The organism is Vitreimonas sp. (assembly GCF_036392335.1).
Taxonomy (GTDB): Bacteria; Pseudomonadota; Alphaproteobacteria; order Caulobacterales; family Aquidulcibacteraceae; genus Vitreimonas.
Genome location: NZ_DASVYD010000039.1, coordinates 1 through 17,032, shown reverse-complemented (window position 1 = coordinate 17,032; position 17,032 = coordinate 1). Strand labels below are relative to the sequence as shown.

16 protein-coding genes are annotated in these 17,032 nt (G+C 62.9%); 11 read left to right on the top strand and 5 right to left on the bottom strand.

The features are described from left to right. A partial coding sequence (locus tag VF769_RS09305) for a DUF599 domain-containing protein (protein WP_331008120.1) occupies positions 1–664 on the top strand: 664 nt, incomplete at its 5' end. On the opposite strand, the gene dut is transcribed toward VF769_RS09305, so the two are convergent. The 5 genes from dut to VF769_RS09280 form a co-directional block, all read right to left on the bottom strand. Then, positions 661–1,122 (bottom strand): dUTP diphosphatase, encoded by a 462-nt coding sequence (gene dut / locus VF769_RS09300; RefSeq protein ID WP_331008119.1) that lies wholly within the window; start codon positions 1,120–1,122, stop codon positions 661–663. The genes VF769_RS09305 and dut overlap by 4 nt on opposite strands. Before the next feature lie 47 nt (positions 1,123–1,169). After that, complete coding sequence (locus VF769_RS09295) at positions 1,170–1,550, bottom strand: DUF6481 family protein (protein WP_331008118.1); 381 nt, start codon at positions 1,548–1,550, stop codon at positions 1,170–1,172. Between the two features lie 105 nt (positions 1,551–1,655). Beyond that, entirely contained in the window at positions 1,656–2,861 is a 1,206-nt protein-coding gene (gene coaBC, locus VF769_RS09290) for a bifunctional phosphopantothenoylcysteine decarboxylase/phosphopantothenate--cysteine ligase CoaBC (protein ID WP_331008117.1), read from the bottom strand. Further along, positions 2,858–4,519: a 2-polyprenylphenol 6-hydroxylase gene (gene ubiB, locus VF769_RS09285; protein ID WP_331008116.1), complete on the bottom strand. Its 1,662-nt coding sequence runs from the start codon at positions 4,517–4,519 to the stop codon at positions 2,858–2,860. Before ubiB ends, coaBC begins: the two co-directional genes overlap by 4 nt. Positions 4,520–4,548: 29 nt before the next feature. Next, entirely contained in the window at positions 4,549–5,316 is a 768-nt protein-coding gene (locus VF769_RS09280) for a class I SAM-dependent methyltransferase (protein ID WP_331008115.1), read from the bottom strand. A gap of 94 nt (positions 5,317–5,410) precedes the next feature. Between VF769_RS09280 and mutM the strand changes: the two genes are divergently transcribed. The 10 genes from mutM (at position 5,411) to gyrB (ending at position 16,769) form a co-directional block, all read left to right on the top strand. After that, a complete protein-coding gene (gene mutM / locus VF769_RS09275) occupies positions 5,411–6,268 on the top strand; it encodes a bifunctional DNA-formamidopyrimidine glycosylase/DNA-(apurinic or apyrimidinic site) lyase (protein ID WP_331008114.1) in 858 nt (285 codons plus the stop codon). A gap of 36 nt (positions 6,269–6,304) precedes the next feature. Further along, positions 6,305–6,676, top strand: a complete 372-nt coding sequence (locus tag VF769_RS09270; protein WP_331008113.1) for a hypothetical protein — start codon at positions 6,305–6,307, stop codon at positions 6,674–6,676. A 31-nt stretch (positions 6,677–6,707) separates the two neighbouring features. Beyond that, positions 6,708–7,481 (top strand): enoyl-CoA hydratase, encoded by a 774-nt coding sequence (locus VF769_RS09265; protein WP_331008112.1) that lies wholly within the window; start codon positions 6,708–6,710, stop codon positions 7,479–7,481. 80 nt (positions 7,482–7,561) lie between these two features. Further along, positions 7,562–7,834 carry a 30S ribosomal protein S20 gene (gene rpsT, locus VF769_RS09260; RefSeq protein WP_331008111.1) on the top strand — a complete coding sequence of 91 codons (273 nt, stop codon included), beginning with the start codon at positions 7,562–7,564 and terminating at the stop codon, positions 7,832–7,834. A gap of 396 nt (positions 7,835–8,230) precedes the next feature. Then, entirely contained in the window at positions 8,231–9,643 is a 1,413-nt protein-coding gene (locus VF769_RS09255) for a DnaA ATPase domain-containing protein (protein WP_331008110.1), read from the top strand. 179 nt (positions 9,644–9,822) lie between these two features. Further along, complete coding sequence (dnaN, locus tag VF769_RS09250; RefSeq protein WP_331008109.1) at positions 9,823–10,938, top strand: DNA polymerase III subunit beta; 1,116 nt, start codon at positions 9,823–9,825, stop codon at positions 10,936–10,938. Between the two features lie 130 nt (positions 10,939–11,068). After that, on the top strand, positions 11,069–12,211 hold the full coding sequence (recF, locus tag VF769_RS09245) for a DNA replication/repair protein RecF (protein WP_331008108.1): 1,143 nt from the start codon (positions 11,069–11,071) through the stop codon (positions 12,209–12,211). 63 nt (positions 12,212–12,274) lie between these two features. Then, positions 12,275–13,546, top strand: coding sequence for a cytochrome P450 (locus VF769_RS09240; RefSeq protein WP_331008107.1), 1,272 nt, complete (start codon positions 12,275–12,277; stop codon positions 13,544–13,546). 106 nt (positions 13,547–13,652) lie between these two features. Then, positions 13,653–14,255, top strand: a complete 603-nt coding sequence (locus tag VF769_RS09235; protein WP_331008106.1) for an exopolysaccharide biosynthesis protein — start codon at positions 13,653–13,655, stop codon at positions 14,253–14,255. A gap of 93 nt (positions 14,256–14,348) precedes the next feature. After that, positions 14,349–16,769: a DNA topoisomerase (ATP-hydrolyzing) subunit B gene (gyrB, locus tag VF769_RS09230; protein ID WP_331008105.1), complete on the top strand. Its 2,421-nt coding sequence runs from the start codon at positions 14,349–14,351 to the stop codon at positions 16,767–16,769. Positions 16,770–17,032: the final 263 nt, after the last annotated feature.

The window sequence follows — 17,032 nt, the reverse complement described above, 5'->3', positions numbered from 1 at the left end:
GATCTTTATTCTGTGCTGGATCGGTTACGAGCCGTTGCGCCGCGCTTTGGCCAAGAGACGAGGCGGTAGCATCAATATTGATATGTACCCGGTGCGCGAGGCGTGGATGCGCCAATTCCTCGCCCGCGACAATCGAATCATGGACGTGAACCTGCTTGGGCATTTGCTCAATTCCGCGTCGTTCTTCGCCTCCACCAATCTGCTTGTCATCGCCGCCGCAGCCGGCGTGCTGTTTGGCGGCGAAGCGATGCGCTCGAATTTGCAGGATCTGGAATTCGCGTCGCCGGCTTCGGATTGGCTGATTGAGCTCAAGGTCGGCGTGGTGATCATCACGCTCTCACGCGGCCTGCTCGATTTCGTCTGGGCTATTCGCCAGCTAAATTACGCCATGGCGCTCTTGGGCGCCGCGCCCGAAGCGGGTGAAAAGGAAAAACACGCAGCCTTCGTCGCCGCCGCGAGCGATGTGCTGCACCCGTCCTTCGCCGCCTTCAACACCGGCGTGCGCGCCTATTATTTCGCGCTCGCCGCGGCGGCGTGGCTGATTAGCCCGTGGGCGATGGTGCTTGGCGTGGCGGCGACCGTCGCCATTCTGCTGCGCCGGCAAATGCACAGCCAAGCCGCGCGCGGCATCCGCGCGGCGCGCGATCTGTGCGTGAAAGACTAGCCGCGCCCGGTCGAGCCGAAGCCGCCGGCGCCGCGCGCGGTTTCCGACAGCGTCTCGACCACGTCCCAGACCCCTTGCGTCACCGGTGCGATCACCATCTGCGCGATGCGCTCGCCGCGTTTGATCGTGAACGGCTCTTGGCCGAGATTGATCAGGATGACTTTCACTTCGCCGCGATAATCGGCGTCGATCGTGCCGGGCGTGTTGAGGCAGGTGAGACCGTGCTTCAGCGCGAGCCCCGAGCGCGGCCGCACTTGCGCCTCGTAGCCAGCCGGCAGCGCAATCGTGAGCCCTGTCGGCGCCAGCACGCGTTCGCCGGGCGCCACCACAAGCGGCGCATCCTCGGGAACCGCGGCGCGCAAATCCATGCCGGCTGAAAGCGCCGTCTCATACGCCGGCAGCTGCAAGCCTTCAAAATGCGCCAGCGGCGCAACCTGGATTTGGATTGTGGTGCTCATATCCACCCCATGCGCGGATTCGCCCGCGCTGGGGAGGCTAGGCGATCTTACCGCTTGCCGCTCTGGCGGGCCTTGCGCGCGGCGTATTTGAGGTCGCGGCGGGCCTTTTGTTCGAAGGCCAGGATTTCAGCGGCCTCGATGTCAGCCAAACGCTTGCGCTCGGCTTCCTCGGCGGCGAGGCGGGCGGCTTCGGCTTCGGCGCGCTCCTTTTCCTCGGCGGCGAGCTTGCGCTCGAGCTTTTCCATTTCGACGCGCTCACGGCGCTTCTGCTCGGCGGCGATGCGCTTTTCTTCGCGGGCCTTAGCCTCGGCGGCGCGCTGCGCGGCGATGGCTGGGTCGATCTGCGGCTTGGTCTTGAATTTTTCCAGCATCGCCTTTTTGGCGGCGAGGGCGGCGTCACGGCGTTCGTTGTGGTTTGGGATGCTCATCGACAGTCCTGTAGCCCGCGCGTGCGCACGCGGCGCTAGAATCGGCAGGGTTGAGATTGGAGACGCTTACATAGCGTCCAGAGCGCTGGGCTCAAGCCCTTACGTTCACTTCCGGCCAGGACTTTTCGCGCTGAGGGCTGCGGCAATTTCTACCGCCAACTTACGCGCCACTACGTCTTTCGGCATACGCGCCCAGGTTTCCGAGCGGTCTTTGCTGATGAGCATGACCGTATTGTCATCACCGCCCATCACATCGCCGGAGACGTCGTTGGCGATTATCCAGTCGCAGCCCTTCTTGGCGATCTTGGCGCGGGCGTGGGCTTCGACGTCGTTGGTCTCGGCGGCGAAGCCGATCACCAGCTTTGGGCGCTTCTTGCCGGGCTTCGAGAGCGTGGCGAGAATGTCGGGGTTCTCGACCAGGGCGATGCCGGGAATGCCGGCTTTGTCTTTCTTGATCTTCTCGTCTGAGATCGCGTCCGGGCGCCAATCAGCGACGGCGGCGACCATCACGGCGACATCCAGCGGCAACGCTGCTTGACTCGCGTCCAACATTTCGCGCGCGCTTTCGACGCTGACGCGCGTTACGCCGCGCGGTGCGCTGAGCGCTGTCGGGCCGGAGACGAGAGTCACCTCGGCGCCAAGTTCGGCGAGGGCGGCGGCAATCGCATAGCCTTGCTTGCCGCTGGAGCGGTTGGAGAGGAAGCGCACTGGATCGATCGCCTCGATCGTCGGGCCCGCCGTCACTAGGGCGCGCTTGCCTTTGAGCGGGCCGTCTTGGAGGAGGGCGAGTGCCGCGTCGCGGATTTGCTCCGGCTCGGCCATGCGGCCAAGGCCGCGTTCGCCGCGCTCAGCCATCTCGCCTTCGTTGGGGCCGACGAATTTGCAATTGTCGGCTTGCAGCTGCGCGAAATTGCGTTGCGTCGCCGCGTTCGCCCACATGTACGGATTCATCGCCGGCGCCATCAGCACCGGCTTGTCGGTGGCGAGCAGCACGGCGGAGGCGAGATCATTCGCCAAACCGTTGGCGGCCTTGGCCATCAAATCCGCCGTCGCGGGCGCGACGATGATGAGATCGGTTTCGCGCGCCAGTCGGATGTGGCCGACGTCGAATTCTCGGGCTTGATCGAACAGGTCGGTGAACACAGGTTCGCCGACCAGTGCGCCAGCGGCCAGCGGCGTCACGAATTTCTGCGCCGCGTCCGTCATCACCACGCGCACCGCAACGCCCGCCTCCTTCAGGCGACGGATCAGTTCGAGGCTTTTGTAGGCGGCGATACCGCCGCCGATGATGAGAAGGACGCGCTTACTCATGGCTGCGCCTCCGGCGTCGCCGTTTCTGCTTCGGTGTCCGCAGCGCCTGTCGTCTCTTGCGCTTCTTCCACGGCAGGCGGGATGGGCGCGGTGGCGACCGGCGGCGCAACCGGCTGTTCAATACGCGCCGGCTCTGGCGTCGGTTGCACCACTTCACGCTCTACGCTGCGCGGTCCGAACACGAACATGATCAGCGCGCCGCCGACGAGGCCCAGCCAGAAGGCCGGCATTTGATACCATTTGCGCTCTTCGCGCGGCGCTTCGGTGCTGACTTTGCGCGCGGCGGCTTCGAGCGCGATCAAAGTGTGCGGCAGGCGGCGCAGCGCGCCAAGCCCATGGCCCACTTCATCGATCGCCCGCTTGGCGATCGCTTCGGCGCCCAATTCGCGTTCGACCCAGCGCTCCACGATCGGGCGTGCGGCCGTCCACATATCGTGTTTGGGGTCGAGCCCGCGCGCGACGCCTTCGACCTGCACCATGGTCTTTTGCAACAGCACCAATTCCGGCCGCAAATGCATGCCGAACATATGCGTAACGTCGAACAGTTGCAGCAGCAGGCGGCTCATCGAAATCGAATCCGCCGTCTTGCCGAAGATCGGCTCGCCGATCGCGCGTAAAGCCTGGGCGAATTCCTCGACCGTGAATTTCTCCGGCACGTAGCCGGCTTCCTGGTGCACTTCGGCCACGCGGCGATAATCGCGGCGCAAGAAGCCGTAGAGGATTTCGGCGAGGTAGCGGCGCTCCTTGTGGCCGATGCGGCCCATGATGCCGAAATCGACGATCCAGAGCTTACCGTCCTTGCCGTACATGAGGTTGCCCTCGTGCATGTCGGCGTGGAAGAAGCCGTAATCGAGCGCGGCGGCCAGGAAGCCGCGTGTAATCTTGATGGCGAGTTCGCTGCGGTCGGCGCCGGCTTTATCCAGCGCGCGCGAATCCGTCAGCGGCACGCCGTCGATCCAATCGAGCGTCATCACCCGCTTGGACGAGCGCGACCAATCAATCTCCGGCACGGAGAGATAGCCGTCCTTCTCCGCCACTTCTCGGAATTCCGCGGCGGCGCCGGCTTCAAGACGCAAATCCAATTCGCGCTCGGTCGCGGCCTTCACGGTGTCGATGAATTGCACCGGCTCAAGCCGACGCGAGCGCGGCGAGAAGAATTCGATCGCTTGCGCCAGGAAGCGCAGCGCGGCCATTTCCTTGGCCATCTTCTTTTCGATGCGCGGGCGCATCACCTTGATCGCGACGACGCCTTGGCGCGGTACGATGGCTTGGTGCACTTGGGCGATCGAGGCGGCGGCCATCGCCTCGGAAATGCCGGCGAACAATTCCTCGGTGCCGCCGAGTTCCGCGTTGATGGTGTCGAGCGCGACGGTGCGTGCGAAGGGCGGCAGGCGATCCTTTAGCCGACCGAGTTCCTGAGCCACGGTGACGCCGATCATGTCCGGCCGTGTCGCCAAGAATTGGCCGACCTTCACATAGGCCGGGCCGAGACGCTCCAGCGCCTTGGCCAATCGTTCGCCGACGCTGCGACCGCGCTTGCGCTTGGCGATGAGGCTCAGCACCGTGTGCGTCGCCTGCAGCGACGTCGGGTAGCGGTCGTAATATTCCGACGGCAACAGCACATCGAACCGCGCCAGCGTCCAAGCTACGCGGATCAAGCGCCAGGAATGTCCAAACCAGGAAAACACTAAACCGACCAACCCCAATGCAGCGCGCAAACGCCGCCGGCCATGTTCCGGTAGGCCGTGCGTGCGAAGCCCGCCTCACGGATCATATTGAGAAATGTTTCCTGATCCGGAAACCGACGGATGGATTCGACCAAATATCTGTAGGAATCCGCGTCGTTCGCGAGCAATTTCCCCAGCGCCGGGATCGCGTTAAAAGAATAGAAATCATAAACCGGCTCGAGCCCGCCGATAGCGAGGCGCGAGAATTCCAGACAGAAGAACCGCCCGCCAGGCTTTAACACCCGTTTAGCTTCGCGCAGCACGGCGGGAACATCGGTGCAATTCCGGATGCCGAAGCTGATGATGTAGGCGTCGGCCACGTGATCATCGACGGGCAGATTTTCTGCGTCGCCCTCGTGCCAGAAAAGGCCATCCTCGCCGCGCGCACGGCCGGCCTCGAGCATCTCAGTGTTGATGTCGATGACGTGGATTTCCGGCGGCTCAAGCCCACGCCGTTTGGCTGCGTTGTCGCCCAGTTTCTTGAGCCGGCGCGCGATGTCGCCCGTACCGCCGGCGACATCGAGAATGAGTTCGCCCGGCTGCGGGTTGAGCTTGGCGGCGGCGGCGTCCTTCCAGACCCGGTGCAAACCGCCGCTCATGGCGTCGTTCATGAGGTCGTATTTGCTGGCGACCGAGGAGAAGACGGCGCGCACCTTGGAGGCCTTCTCGGCCTTGGGCACGTCCTGGAATCCGAATGAGGCGGTCTCGCCAGCGGGGGTGTCGGTCATGGCCCGGACCATAGCGGCGCGGGCGGGGCGGGGCTATATCGGAGCCTCATGCTTTCGCGTTTGATTTCCGCCAGATACCTAGACCTTTCGCCGCATGCCTGAGCTGCCCGAAGTCGAAACCGTGCGGCGCGGCTTGGCGCCGGCGCTGGTGGGGCGGCGGATCAAGCGCGCGCAGACGAAGCGCGCTGATCTGCGCTTTCCGTTTCCGGCGCGGTTCGCGGCGCGGCTCTCGGGCCGGCGCGTGGATGCGTTGGAGCGGCGCGCGAAATATCTGCTGGCGCACTTGGACGACGGCAATGTCTGGATCACGCATCTGGGCATGACGGGGCGCTGGTCGATCCTTGGCGCGAAGCGTCAGCCGGGTGATTTCTATTACGCCGAGCCGACAAATCCCACGCACACGCATGTGGTGCTGGAGATGGAAGAGGGCGCGCGCTTGGAGTTCAACGATCCGCGCCGCTTCGGCTACATGGATTTGATCGCCGAGAGCGAACTCGAGGCGCATCCTTTCTTTAAAGCGATGGGGCCAGAGCCGCTCGGCAATCATTTTCATATGCCGTATTTCAAGAAGGCTTTGGCCGGTAAGAAGACCAGCATCAAAGCGGCGTTGCTCGATCAACGTGTCGTCGCCGGCCTTGGCAATATCTATGTTGTTGAAGCTTTGCACCGCGCCGGCATTGCGCCGACGAAGGAAGCGGGGCGCATTGCGGCGCAGCGTTTGGAAAAGCTCTATCACGCTATCCGCGCCGTCCTCGAAGAAGCGATCGAGGCGGGCGGCTCGACGCTCAGTGACTACGCGCAAGTCGATGGCGCGCAGGGCGGCTTTCAGCATCGCTTTCGGGTGTATGACCAGGAAGGCGAAGCTTGCGCGACGCCGAATTGCAACGGCGTGATCGTGCGCGCAACGCATGGCGGGCGCTCCAGCTTCTGGTGTCCGAAATGTCAGCGTTAAGCGCTCGGCAATTTCGAACCGTGTTATTCTCCACGTGTGAGTCGTTTCGCTTTCATCGCTCTCGCTCTTTTCGCGACACCCGCGCACGCGGAATATTTTGACGCAATTGAGGATTTGCCGGTCGCGCCCGGTCTCGATGAAAGCGCGCCAGGCTTCAGCTTCGACGGCGCCGCGGGCCGCATCATTGGCGCGAGCGCCAGCGGCGAGGCGCCGCCGGCGACGATCCGCACCTTCTACACACAAACCTTACCCGCGCTCGGCTGGGCGCAAAGTCCCGGTGTCAGCGAGCAGGGCGATCTGATTTTCCTGCGCGGGCGCGAGCGTTTGGCGCTCACCATCGCGCCGCAACCGACGGGCTCGGCGCTGCGCGTGCGTCTGTTCATGCGGCCCTCGTCGCTCGCCGATTGATTTTCGCACGCGCGCGGCGCAATCAAGCGCCATGACTTACGAGAACATTCTGGTCGAAACCGATGCCGGCGTCGGCATCATTCGTCTCAATCGCCCGAAAGCGCTAAATGCGTTGAATGACGCGCTGATCGCTGAGCTGAGCGCGGCGCTCGATACGTTCGAAGCGGACGCGGCGATCGGCTGCATCATCATCACCGGCTCGGAGAAGGCATTCGCCGCCGGCGCCGACATCAAGCAAATGGCCGAAGGCCAATTCAGCGATTTCTATAAGCGCGATCCGTTCGCCAATCTGGAGCGCGTGCCGCGCACCCGTAAGCCCCTGATCGCGGCGGTTGCCGGGTATGCGCTGGGCGGGGGCTGCGAACTCGCCATGATGTGCGACTTCATCATCGCCGCCGACACCGCCAAATTCGGCCAGCCTGAGATCACTTTGGGGGTGATGCCCGCTTGGGGCGGCTCGCAGCGCCTGACCAAGAGTGTTGGCAAAGCCAAGGCCATGGATCTGTGCCTCACCGGGCGGATGATGGACGCCGCAGAAGCCGAGCGCGCCGGCCTCGTCGCCCGCATCGTGCCCGCCGACAAGCTGATGGAAGAGACCCTCGCCGCGGCCAAGAAAATCGCGAGCTTTGGCCAGCTCTCGACCATCGCCAACAAGGAAGCGGTTAACGCCGCCTTTGAGACGCCCTTGAACGAAGGTCTGCGGCTCGAACGGCGCTTGTTTTATAGCCTTTTTGCCACCGAGGATCAGAAGGAGGGCATGGCCGCCTTTATCGCAAAGCGGCCGCCCGAATTTAAACACCGCTGAGCATTTGACGCCGGCTTTGCCGCCGGCTATAGCCCCGCGCTTCCGTTACCGAAATCAAGTCAAGTCTGGACCATTTTCACATGGCGAACACGAAGTCCGCAAAGAAAGCCAACCGCGTCATTGGTCGCCGCACTGCGGTGAACAAGTCGCGTCGCTCTCGCGTGCGTTCGACGTGGCGTGGTGTGGAAGAAGCGCTGGCCGCTGGCGACGCCAAGGCTGCGGCGGCCGCGTTGAAGCAGGCCGAGTCTGAGACCATGCGCGCGGTGACAAAGGGCGTTCTGCACAAGAACACGGCGAGCCGTAAGGTGTCGCGCTTGGCCAAGCGCATTGGTGCGCTTTCGGCGTCCAAGTAAGACTGCAAAAGTTTCCCGTTTGGCGTGCATTTTCGTCGCCAAGGGCTTGCGAATCCTCACGTTTCAGTTTTGCAATAACGCCATGTCGGTATGGTGAAGGATGCTCCGTGTTCGGAGCATTCGAACATATCGAATACGCGATTTTTCCTTTACAAATCAAAGCAATAAACCGAGCTGTGGATATTGCGAAGAAGTAAAGATCGTTAGCCGTTTGGCCTATTGATTTCCCTTTTCGGCTGGCGCATCGTTTCGCTTGTCCGGCGAGCGCACTCGCTGTTCGACGCTTCATGACACCGATGCCGAGGCATCGGGCCGAAAGGGTCATTCGGCTCGAACAGGAGACGTGTGCCTGCCGTACGGGGCTGAAAATTAACCAAGATTCTTGCGGGGGTTGGCATGGATCAGGTGGAAGAAGCGGCTCGTCGCGATGCGACGGGCCTGACGGCGGCGCAGGCCTATGAGCGCGTACGCCGGGAGCTGAATGTGGAGCTCGGGGCGGACATCTACCGCTCCTACGTCAATGATCTGGCGTTGGTGGCTGATTGGGACGGGACGCTCCTGTTCCGCACCAATTCACAGATGGCGAAGGAGCGTTTGCGCCAGCAGATCCAGCCGCGGCTGGAAGCGCGTCTGCGCTCGTACCTGCCTGAGCTGGGTCCGATCAGCATTCTCCTAGAACACGAAATTCCCGTGGACGTCCGCGATCTGGCCGACGCCCGCATTGGCGGCGATGCGCGCCCGGCCACGGCGACCGCTGCTCCGGCGCCGCGTCAGAACCCGCAATCGTTTAGCTTTGGCACGTTCTGCGTCGGCGCCTCGAACCAGCACGCCTTCACCGTCGCGCAAATGATTGCGCAGCGCGTCGGCGTCAGTTTCCCGGTATGGCTGGTCCATTCTCCACCAGGCTGCGGTAAGACGCATCTGCTCACGGCCATTGCGCAAGACGCGATGGAGCAGGGGCGCAACGTGCTGATGATGACGGGCCAGGAATTCCTGGAGACGTTCCAATCGGCGCTGCACAAGAAGCGCGACTCTTCGTCCTTCAAGGAAATGGTGCGCGCGCCGGATCTGCTGATCATCGACGACTTCCACCGCATCTGCGGTAAACGCGCGACGCAAGAAGAAGCGTTCGACACCTTCCACGATCTCACCCGCCGCGGCGGCCAAGTCGTGCTCGCCGCCAATCACGGTGCGGAAGGCCTTGAAGGTCTGGACGATACGCTGCGCGCGAAATTGAAGGGCGCCGCTTCGTCTGAGATCAGCGAGCCAGATACGGCGCTGCGCCGTCGCATTCTGGATATGCGCGTTGCGCATCACGCGCGCTCAAATCCGGGATTCAGTGTGGCGCCAGAAGCGCTCGACATGATCGCAGATCGCATGCATGTCACCGGCCGCGAGCTGGACGGGGCCGTGTGCCAACTCCTTATCGAATCCAAAATCTCTGGAGGGACAACAGTGACGCTAGAAGCCGCCGCGAACGCTCTGCAAAGCAAATTGTCCGACGCTGCGGAGCGCCGCATCACGGTACAGCTCGTGCAGAAGGTCGTGGCTCGCCACTACAATATGAGCGTTCAGCAATTGTTGGAGCGCACCCGTCGTCACTCGATCGCGCGTCCGCGTCAGATCGCCATGTTCCTGGCCTGCCGCATGACGCACGCGTCGCTGCCCGATATCGGCCAGCGTTTCGGCGGCTTCGACCACACAACAATCATGTACGCCCGCGACCGTATTGCCCAATTGGTCGAGCAAGATCCGGCGACCAAGGCAGAGATCGAGAACTTGGCGCGCGCCATCCGCCGCGAGCCCTGACTCTGGCGCATCTTGGGGCGCCTGAAGCCGAACGATCGCAAAGTCTTGTAATTTTGGCTTTAGCATCGCGCGGCTTCTGCTAGTTTCTCACCCCCTGCGGGCGGCGACTCAGGCCGCGCGCGGGGGGTGTTCGTATCAGGCCCCCGCATAATGAGGGGGCGGCGGGACGGGAAGAAACTATGCGGCTCACGATCGAGCGCTCGGCGCTCCTGAAAGCGCTCAATCACGTGCAAAGCGTCGTCGAACGCCGGAACACGATCCCGATTCTATCCAACGTGCTTTTGTCGGCTCAGGGCGATAGCCTGAAGCTCACGGCGACCGACCTCGACATCGAGATTTCGGAATCGGCGCACGCCGAAGTCGAACGCGGCGGCCAGACCACGGCCCCGGCGAATTATCTCTACGATTTCGTGCGCAAGCTGCCGGATGGTTCGGCCGTCAAGTTGGACGCCTCGACCGATGATCCGCGCTTGTTCCTGTCCGCCGGCAAGTCGCGCCTTCATTTGCCGATCCTGCCGGCTGGCGACTTCCCCTCGATGCCGTCCGACGGTTTCGACACGCGTTTTGAAATCGAGCCGACTGAACTCGCGCGCCTGATCGACAAGACGCGCTTCGCCATTTCCACCGAAGAGACGCGCTATTATCTGAACGGCATCTTCTTCCACACCGTCGAAGCCGATGGCGCGAAGCTGCGCGCCGTGGCGACCGATGGCCATCGCCTTGCGCTCGCCGATGCGACAGCGCCCAAGGGCGCGACGGGCATGCCGGGCGTGATTGTCCCGCGTAAGACGATCAACGAATTGAAGCGCCTGCTGGACGACGCGTCCGACATGGTCGAGATCGCCGTCTCGCCGCAGAAAATCCGCTTCGCGCTGGGCGACGCGGTGCTCACTTCGAAGCTGATCGACGGCTCGTTCCCGGAATACGCGCGCGTCATTCCGAAAAACAATTCCAAGAAGCTGAAGATCGACAATAAGTCGTTCGCGGAAGCCGTCGATCGTGTCGCCACAGTGTCGGCCGAGCGCTCGCGCTCTGTGCGCCTCGCGCTCGAGAAGGACAAAGTTACGCTCACCGTGAACAATCCCGACGCTGGCGTCGCCACCGAAGATTTGCCGGCAGAATATGAATCTGACGCGATGGAGATCGGTTTCAACGCCAAATATTTGCTCGACGTCGCTGGTCAGATCGAAGGCGGCTCGGCCGTGTTCGAGCTTGCCGATTCCGGCTCGCCAACGCTGGTGCGCGATGAAGCGGATGATCAAGCGCTCTACGTGTTGATGCCGCTGAGGGTGTGATGCATTCCTCCCCCGCATGCGGGGGAGGTGGCGAGCGCAGCGAACCGGAGGGGGTAAGCCCGGTCGCCGTCGCGCCGTCCCCCCTCAGTCACGCTTTGCGTGACAGCTCCTACCCACGCGGAGGAGCAATTTGAGCTACAATCTCTTTGTTTCGCGACTCACGCTCACGAATTTCCGTAATCACGCCGCGCTCGATCTTGAGCTCGACGGCAGACCTGTTTGCCTGTTTGGCCCCAATGGCGCGGGCAAGACCAACATCCTTGAAGCGCTTACGATGCTCGCGCCTGGTCGGGGCTTGCGCGGCGCGTCGCTGACCGAAGTCGCGCGTGCCGGCGATGATGTCCGTGCGCAGCCCTGGGCCGTCTCCGCCCGTATCGTGCATGATGGCGAAGAGACCGTGGTGGGCGCCGGCGCGGAGCGCACGCCCGAAGGGGGCGTGAAACGGGTCGCGCGGCGGGACGGCCAGCCTGCAACCGCCGCTGAACTGGCCGAAGCCGCGCGCATGACCTGGCTGACGCCGGCGATGGATCGGCTGTGGTCGGGTCCCGCCGGCGATCGACGCAAATTCTTTGACCGGCTCACGCTGGCGCGCGCCTCCGAGCACGGGCATAGCGCCGCCGCCTACGAGCGCGCCATGCGTGAGCGTCAGCGTCTCCTGAGCGAGCGTGTCTTTGACGATGCATGGCTCGGAGGCCTCGAGCGTGAGATGTCCGCGCACGGCGCCGCGATCGCGGCCGCGCGGGTGGAGACGCTGCATCGCCTGCAAAGCGCGATAGACACGCGTCCAGATGGCGCTTTCCCGAAAGCGCTGCTGGCACTTGAAGGCCTACTCGAGGCGCGCTTCGAAAACGGCGCGGCGAGCGCTGATGTTGAAGAGGATTTTGCCGAATTGCTGCGCGATGTCCGTGGACGTGACGCTGGGGCCGGGCGCGCGCTGGATGGTCCGCATCGCTCCGATTTGCTCGCGCGGCACGCCGCCAAGGACATGCCGGCGGACCAGTGCTCGACCGGAGAACAGAAGGCCTTGCTGGTCGGGTTGACACTTGCCCAGGCGCGCGCGCTGGCCGGTGATCCTGGCGCCGGTCCGTCGCTGATCCTGATCGATGAAGCGGCCGCGCACTTGGACGGTGTCCGCCGCGCGGCGCTTTTCGACGAATTACTCGCAAATGCGGGGCAAGCTTGGCTCACCGGAACGGACGAAAATCTGTTCGACGCGTTCGGTGACCGCGCGCAGCGATTTGAGGTCAAGGACGGAAAAGTGACGCCAACCTGACGCACGCGTCACGGTGACAAGGGCCCGTAAATTTGCTGACGTACACGGAAAGAGGAAACGCACATGGCCAACCCTGATTACGTCCGCGTCGAGAATCCTGATTACGTCTTCAATTACGATCCCAACGAGGATGCCTGGACGACGGATTTGTCGACCCTGGACATCAGCCGTCCCGAGCGTTTCCGTGACAACAATTTCTGGCCGTTCTTCGAGCGTCTGCGCAAGGAAGATCCGGTGCATTATTGTCCGGACAGCCAAAACGGACCGTATTGGTCGATCACCAAGTTCAACGACATCATGGCGGTCGATACAAACCACCAAGTGTTTTCCTCCGAGCCGTCGATCGTGCTGTTCGATCCGGAAGAGGATTTCGCGCTGCCGATGTTCATCGCGATGGACCCGCCCAAGCACGACGTGCAGCGCAAAACGGTCTCGCCGATCGTCGCGCCCAACCATCTGGCCCATCTTGAACCGGTGATCCGCGAACGCGCGGGCAAATTGTTGGATGAAGTGCCGCGCAACGAGGTGTTCAATTGGGTCGACAAGATTTCGATCGAACTCACGACTCAGATGCTGGCGACCTTGTTCGATTTTCCGTGGGAAGATCGTCGCAAGCTTACGCGCTGGTCTGACGTCGCGACGGCCGCGCCTGGCGGCGGCATTGTCGAAAGCGATGAGCAGCGCCGCGCCGAGCTGATGGAATGCTTGGCCTATTTCATGAACCTTTGGCAGGAACGCGCCAATGCGCCGCCGCGCAACGATCTGATCTCGATGCTCGCGCATGGCGAGAGCACAAAGAACATGCCGCAGATGGAATATCTCGGAAACCTGATCCTGCTGATCGTCGGCGGCAACGATACGACGCGCAATTCGATCTCGGGCAGCGTGTACGCGCTCAACAAATTCCCGGAGCAATATGCGAAGCTGAAGGCCAATCCGGCTTTGATCCCGAATCTCGTTTCGGAGACCATCCGCTGGCAAACGCCGCTCGCTTTCATGCGGCGGACTGCGCTGCAGGACATCGAGTTCGGCGGCAAATTGATCAAGAAGCACGACAAAGTCGTGATGTGGTACGTCTCGGGCAATCGCGACGAAGAAGTGATCGCCAACCCCAACGCGTTCGACATCGAACGCGAGAATGTGCGTCGTCACCTCTCGTTCGGTTTCGGCATTCACCGTTGCGTCGGCAATCGCCTGGGTGAAATGCAGCTGCGCATCGTCTGGGAAGAAATCCTGAAGCGCTTCGACCATATCGAGGTCGTGGATGAGCCCAAGCGCGTGTTCTCGTCCTTCGTGAAGGGCTACGAGAGCTTGCCGGTGCGCATCGCCGGCTAAGCGGAACATCGGCCCGGGCGGCTGCGTTGCCCGGCCAATGCCCAGTGTCAGTCATTCGGTGCAAGGACGCATTGACGGCGCGCGTAAAATCGCGCGTGGATCGGATATGCCCCCGCCGCACCCTGAGCCACTTAGCCTCAACGATGTCCTCGATGATATCGCGTACAAGGCTGACAACGACGATACGCCCGAGAAACTCACACTGGGCGAAGTGTTGGATTCCGTGGGGCGACGCACCTACGGGCCGATACTGCTTGTCATCGGGCTCATCGCCGTTTCCCCGCTCACCGCGTTGCCGGGCACGACATGGTTCGTGGCCGCGCTCACCTTGCTCGTGGCCGGTCAAATGGCGCTGGGCATGAAGCGCATCTGGTTGCCGCGCAAAGCCCGCGACATGGGCGTGCCGCGCGACAGCGTGAAGGGCGTGGTGGAGCAGGGCAGGCGCTTCGCGAATGGGATTGACGGGTTGCTGAAGCCGCGCCTGATCTTCCTCTCGCGGCCGCCGTTCGTGAATTTCGTAGCGCTGCTGGTGATCGGGGCAGCGCTGCTGACCTTTCCGCTCGGACTCATCCCGCTGGCGCCTCTCGCCCCCGGGATGGCGGTGGTGTTTTTCGGCCTCGGCATGACCGCGCGCGACGGGCTTTGGCTGTTGCTGGGCGCGCTTGCTGTCGGGGGCGCGATGTGGCTGGCTTTGCCACTGATTTTCTGAGCCTTTTGGCCGGCGAATTCGGCGCCAAAAATCGAGACTTTCGGGCCCGAAATCCCTATATTCGAGCATGTTTTCCAGCTCGATTCGAAACGTATGACCGCTCCGCAAAACGCACCGGTGAGCGCGCCTGAATATGGCGCGGATTCCATCAAAGTTCTCAAGGGCTTAGACGCGGTAAGAAAGCGCCCTGGGATGTATATCGGCGACACGGACGATGGGTCCGGGTTGCACCACATGATCTACGAGGTCGTCGACAATGCGATCGACGAGGCGCTGGCGGGGCACGCGACCCGGGTCGAAGTGATTTTGCATCCGGATGGCAGCGCTGAGATCACTGACAACGGGCGCGGCATTCCCACCGACATCCACCAGGAAGAGGGCGTGTCGGCGGCGGAGGTCATCATGACCCAGCTGCACGCCGGCGGGAAGTTCGACCAAAACAGCTACAAGGTCTCCGGCGGCCTGCACGGCGTCGGCGTCAGCGTCGTCAACGCGCTCAGCGAATGGCTCGACCTACGCATCTGGCGCAACGGCAAAGAGCATTACATGCGCTTCCGCATGGGCGACGCCGAGGCGCCGCTCGCCGAAGTGGGCCCAGCCCCGCTCGAAGACGGCAAGCCCAAGCGCGGCACTGCGGTGCGCTTCCTGGCCAGCCCCGCGACCTTCACGATGGTCGAATACGACCGCAAGACGATCGAGCATCGGCTGCGCGAACTCGCCTTCCTGAACTCCGGTGTGCGCATCGTCTTCAAGGATCTGCGCGGTCCCGAACCGTTCGAGGAAACGCTCTTCTACGAAGGCGGCGTCAAGGCTTATGTCGCCCACCTCGATCGCAGCCGCACCGCGCTCATCCCCGACACGATCTACGTCGTCGGCGAAAAGGACGGCATCAGCGTCGAAGCCGCGCTGCAATGGAATGACGGCTATCACGAGAACACGCTGTGCTTCACCAACAACATCCCGCAAAAGGACGGCGGCACCCACGTCGCCGGCTTCCGCGGCGCGCTGACGCGCGTGGTGAATGCCTACATGCAAAGCTCGGGCATCGCCAAAAAGGAAAAGGTCGAGATCACCGGCGACGACGCGCGCGAAGGCTTGACCTGCGTGCTCTCCGTCAAGGTGCCGGACCCGAAATTCTCATCGCAGACCAAGGAAAAATTGGTCTCGTCGGAAGTGCGCCCGGTGGTCGAAAACTTGATGAGCGACGCGCTCAATCAATGGTTCGAGGAAAACCCCGCGCACGCCAAGAACGTGATGGGCAAGATCGTGCAGGCCGCCGCCGCGCGCGAAGCGGCGCGCAAGGCGCGCGAAATGCGCCGTAAGTCGACGCTCGATGTCGCCTCCTTGCCCGGCAAGCTCGCCGATTGCCAAGAGAAGGACCCGGCCAAGTCCGAGATTTTCCTCGTCGAGGGTGACTCGGCCGGCGGCTCGGCCAAGCAAGGCCGCTCGCGCGAAACCCAGGCCGTGCTGCCGCTGCGCGGCAAAATCCTCAATGTCGAGCGCGCGCGCTTCGATAAGATGCTCTCGTCCGATCAAGTCGGCACGCTGATCACCGCGCTCGGCACCGGCATCGGCCGCGATGATTTCGACATCAAGAAGCTGCGCTATCATAAGATCATCATCATGACCGACGCCGACGTTGACGGCGCCCACATCCGCACGCTTCTGCTCACGTTCTTCTATCGGCAAATGCCGGAATTGATCGATGGCGGTTATCTCTACATCGCCCAGCCGCCGCTCTACAAAGCCACCAAGGGCAAGAGCGGGCGCTATTTGAAGGATCAGGCCGAGTTCGAAAGCTTCCTGATCGAAGAGGGCTCCGCCGGCGCCGTGCTGGAAGCGGGCGGCGCGCAATATGCGGGCGATGATTTGAAGCGCTTGGCGCGCGAAGCCATGGCGGTCGAAACCCTGATCAAGCGCTTGCATGCACGCGTGCCCGATGCCGTGCTGGAGCAAGCCACGATCGCCGGCGCGTTCGCGACGGGCGCTGGCGACGCGGAAGCGCAAGCGGCGGCGCTGCGCCTGAACGCGATCGCCGAAGAGGGCGAAGACAATTGGACTGGCCGCTTCGATCCCGATGGCGCGCTGGTGCTCGAACGCACCGTGCGCGGCGTCGCCGAACGCGCCACCTTCGATAAGCTCTTCCTGAGCTCCGTCGATGCGCGCCGCTTGGCCGATCGCGCGCCGGCTTTGCGTGAGACCTATATGGCGCGCGGGCATCTGAAGCGCGGCGGCGAGACCATCGACATCAACGGGCCGCTCTCCTTGCTGCACGCCATCGAAAGCGCGGGGCAGAAGGGCGTGTCGATCCAGCGCTACAAAGGCTTGGGCGAAATGAACGCCGAGCAACTCTGGGAAACCACGCTCGACGCCGACGTGCGCACGCTGCTGCAAGTGAAAGTGAGCCACGCCGACGACGCCGACGAGATGTTCTCCAAGCTGATGGGCGACGTCGTCGAACCGCGCCGCGAGTTTATCCAGGAATTCGCCCTGGAAGCGGATGTGGATGCTTAGAGTCTAGCCGCGTAACGTACGCAACGTGACGGTCGATGGCGCCCGGCGTGCGCAATCCGCCGGGGCGTATAAGAGGTGACAGCATCAGCTCATCGCGAACTGGGCTTCTTCCTTGTCGGGGTGGCGGGTGGCTTCGCCGTAGCTTTCATTGACGCCGACCACGGTGAGCGCGGGGACGTTGGCATTGTGCGGCACACTCGCGCCGGGGCCGATGCGCGCGCCGGCGCCGATGAACGCATAGGAGCCCACGCGAACGGGGCGGA

Coding starts and splice junctions, on each gene's coding strand:
- dut (WP_331008119.1), bottom strand. CDS start 1,122: ATGAGCACCACAATCCAAATCCAGGTTGCGCCGCTGGCGCATTTTGAA.
- coaBC (WP_331008117.1), bottom strand. CDS start 2,861: ATGAGTAAGCGCGTCCTTCTCATCATCGGCGGCGGTATCGCCGCCTAC.
- VF769_RS09295 (WP_331008118.1), bottom strand. CDS start 1,550: ATGAGCATCCCAAACCACAACGAACGCCGTGACGCCGCCCTCGCCGCC.
- dnaN (WP_331008109.1), top strand. CDS start 9,823: ATGCGGCTCACGATCGAGCGCTCGGCGCTCCTGAAAGCGCTCAATCAC.
- VF769_RS09235 (WP_331008106.1), top strand. CDS start 13,653: ATGCCCCCGCCGCACCCTGAGCCACTTAGCCTCAACGATGTCCTCGAT.
- gyrB (WP_331008105.1), top strand. CDS start 14,349: ATGACCGCTCCGCAAAACGCACCGGTGAGCGCGCCTGAATATGGCGCG.
- VF769_RS09255 (WP_331008110.1), top strand. CDS start 8,231: ATGGATCAGGTGGAAGAAGCGGCTCGTCGCGATGCGACGGGCCTGACG.
- VF769_RS09265 (WP_331008112.1), top strand. CDS start 6,708: ATGACTTACGAGAACATTCTGGTCGAAACCGATGCCGGCGTCGGCATC.
- mutM (WP_331008114.1), top strand. CDS start 5,411: ATGCCTGAGCTGCCCGAAGTCGAAACCGTGCGGCGCGGCTTGGCGCCG.
- rpsT (WP_331008111.1), top strand. CDS start 7,562: ATGGCGAACACGAAGTCCGCAAAGAAAGCCAACCGCGTCATTGGTCGC.
- VF769_RS09280 (WP_331008115.1), bottom strand. CDS start 5,316: ATGACCGACACCCCCGCTGGCGAGACCGCCTCATTCGGATTCCAGGAC.
- VF769_RS09240 (WP_331008107.1), top strand. CDS start 12,275: ATGGCCAACCCTGATTACGTCCGCGTCGAGAATCCTGATTACGTCTTC.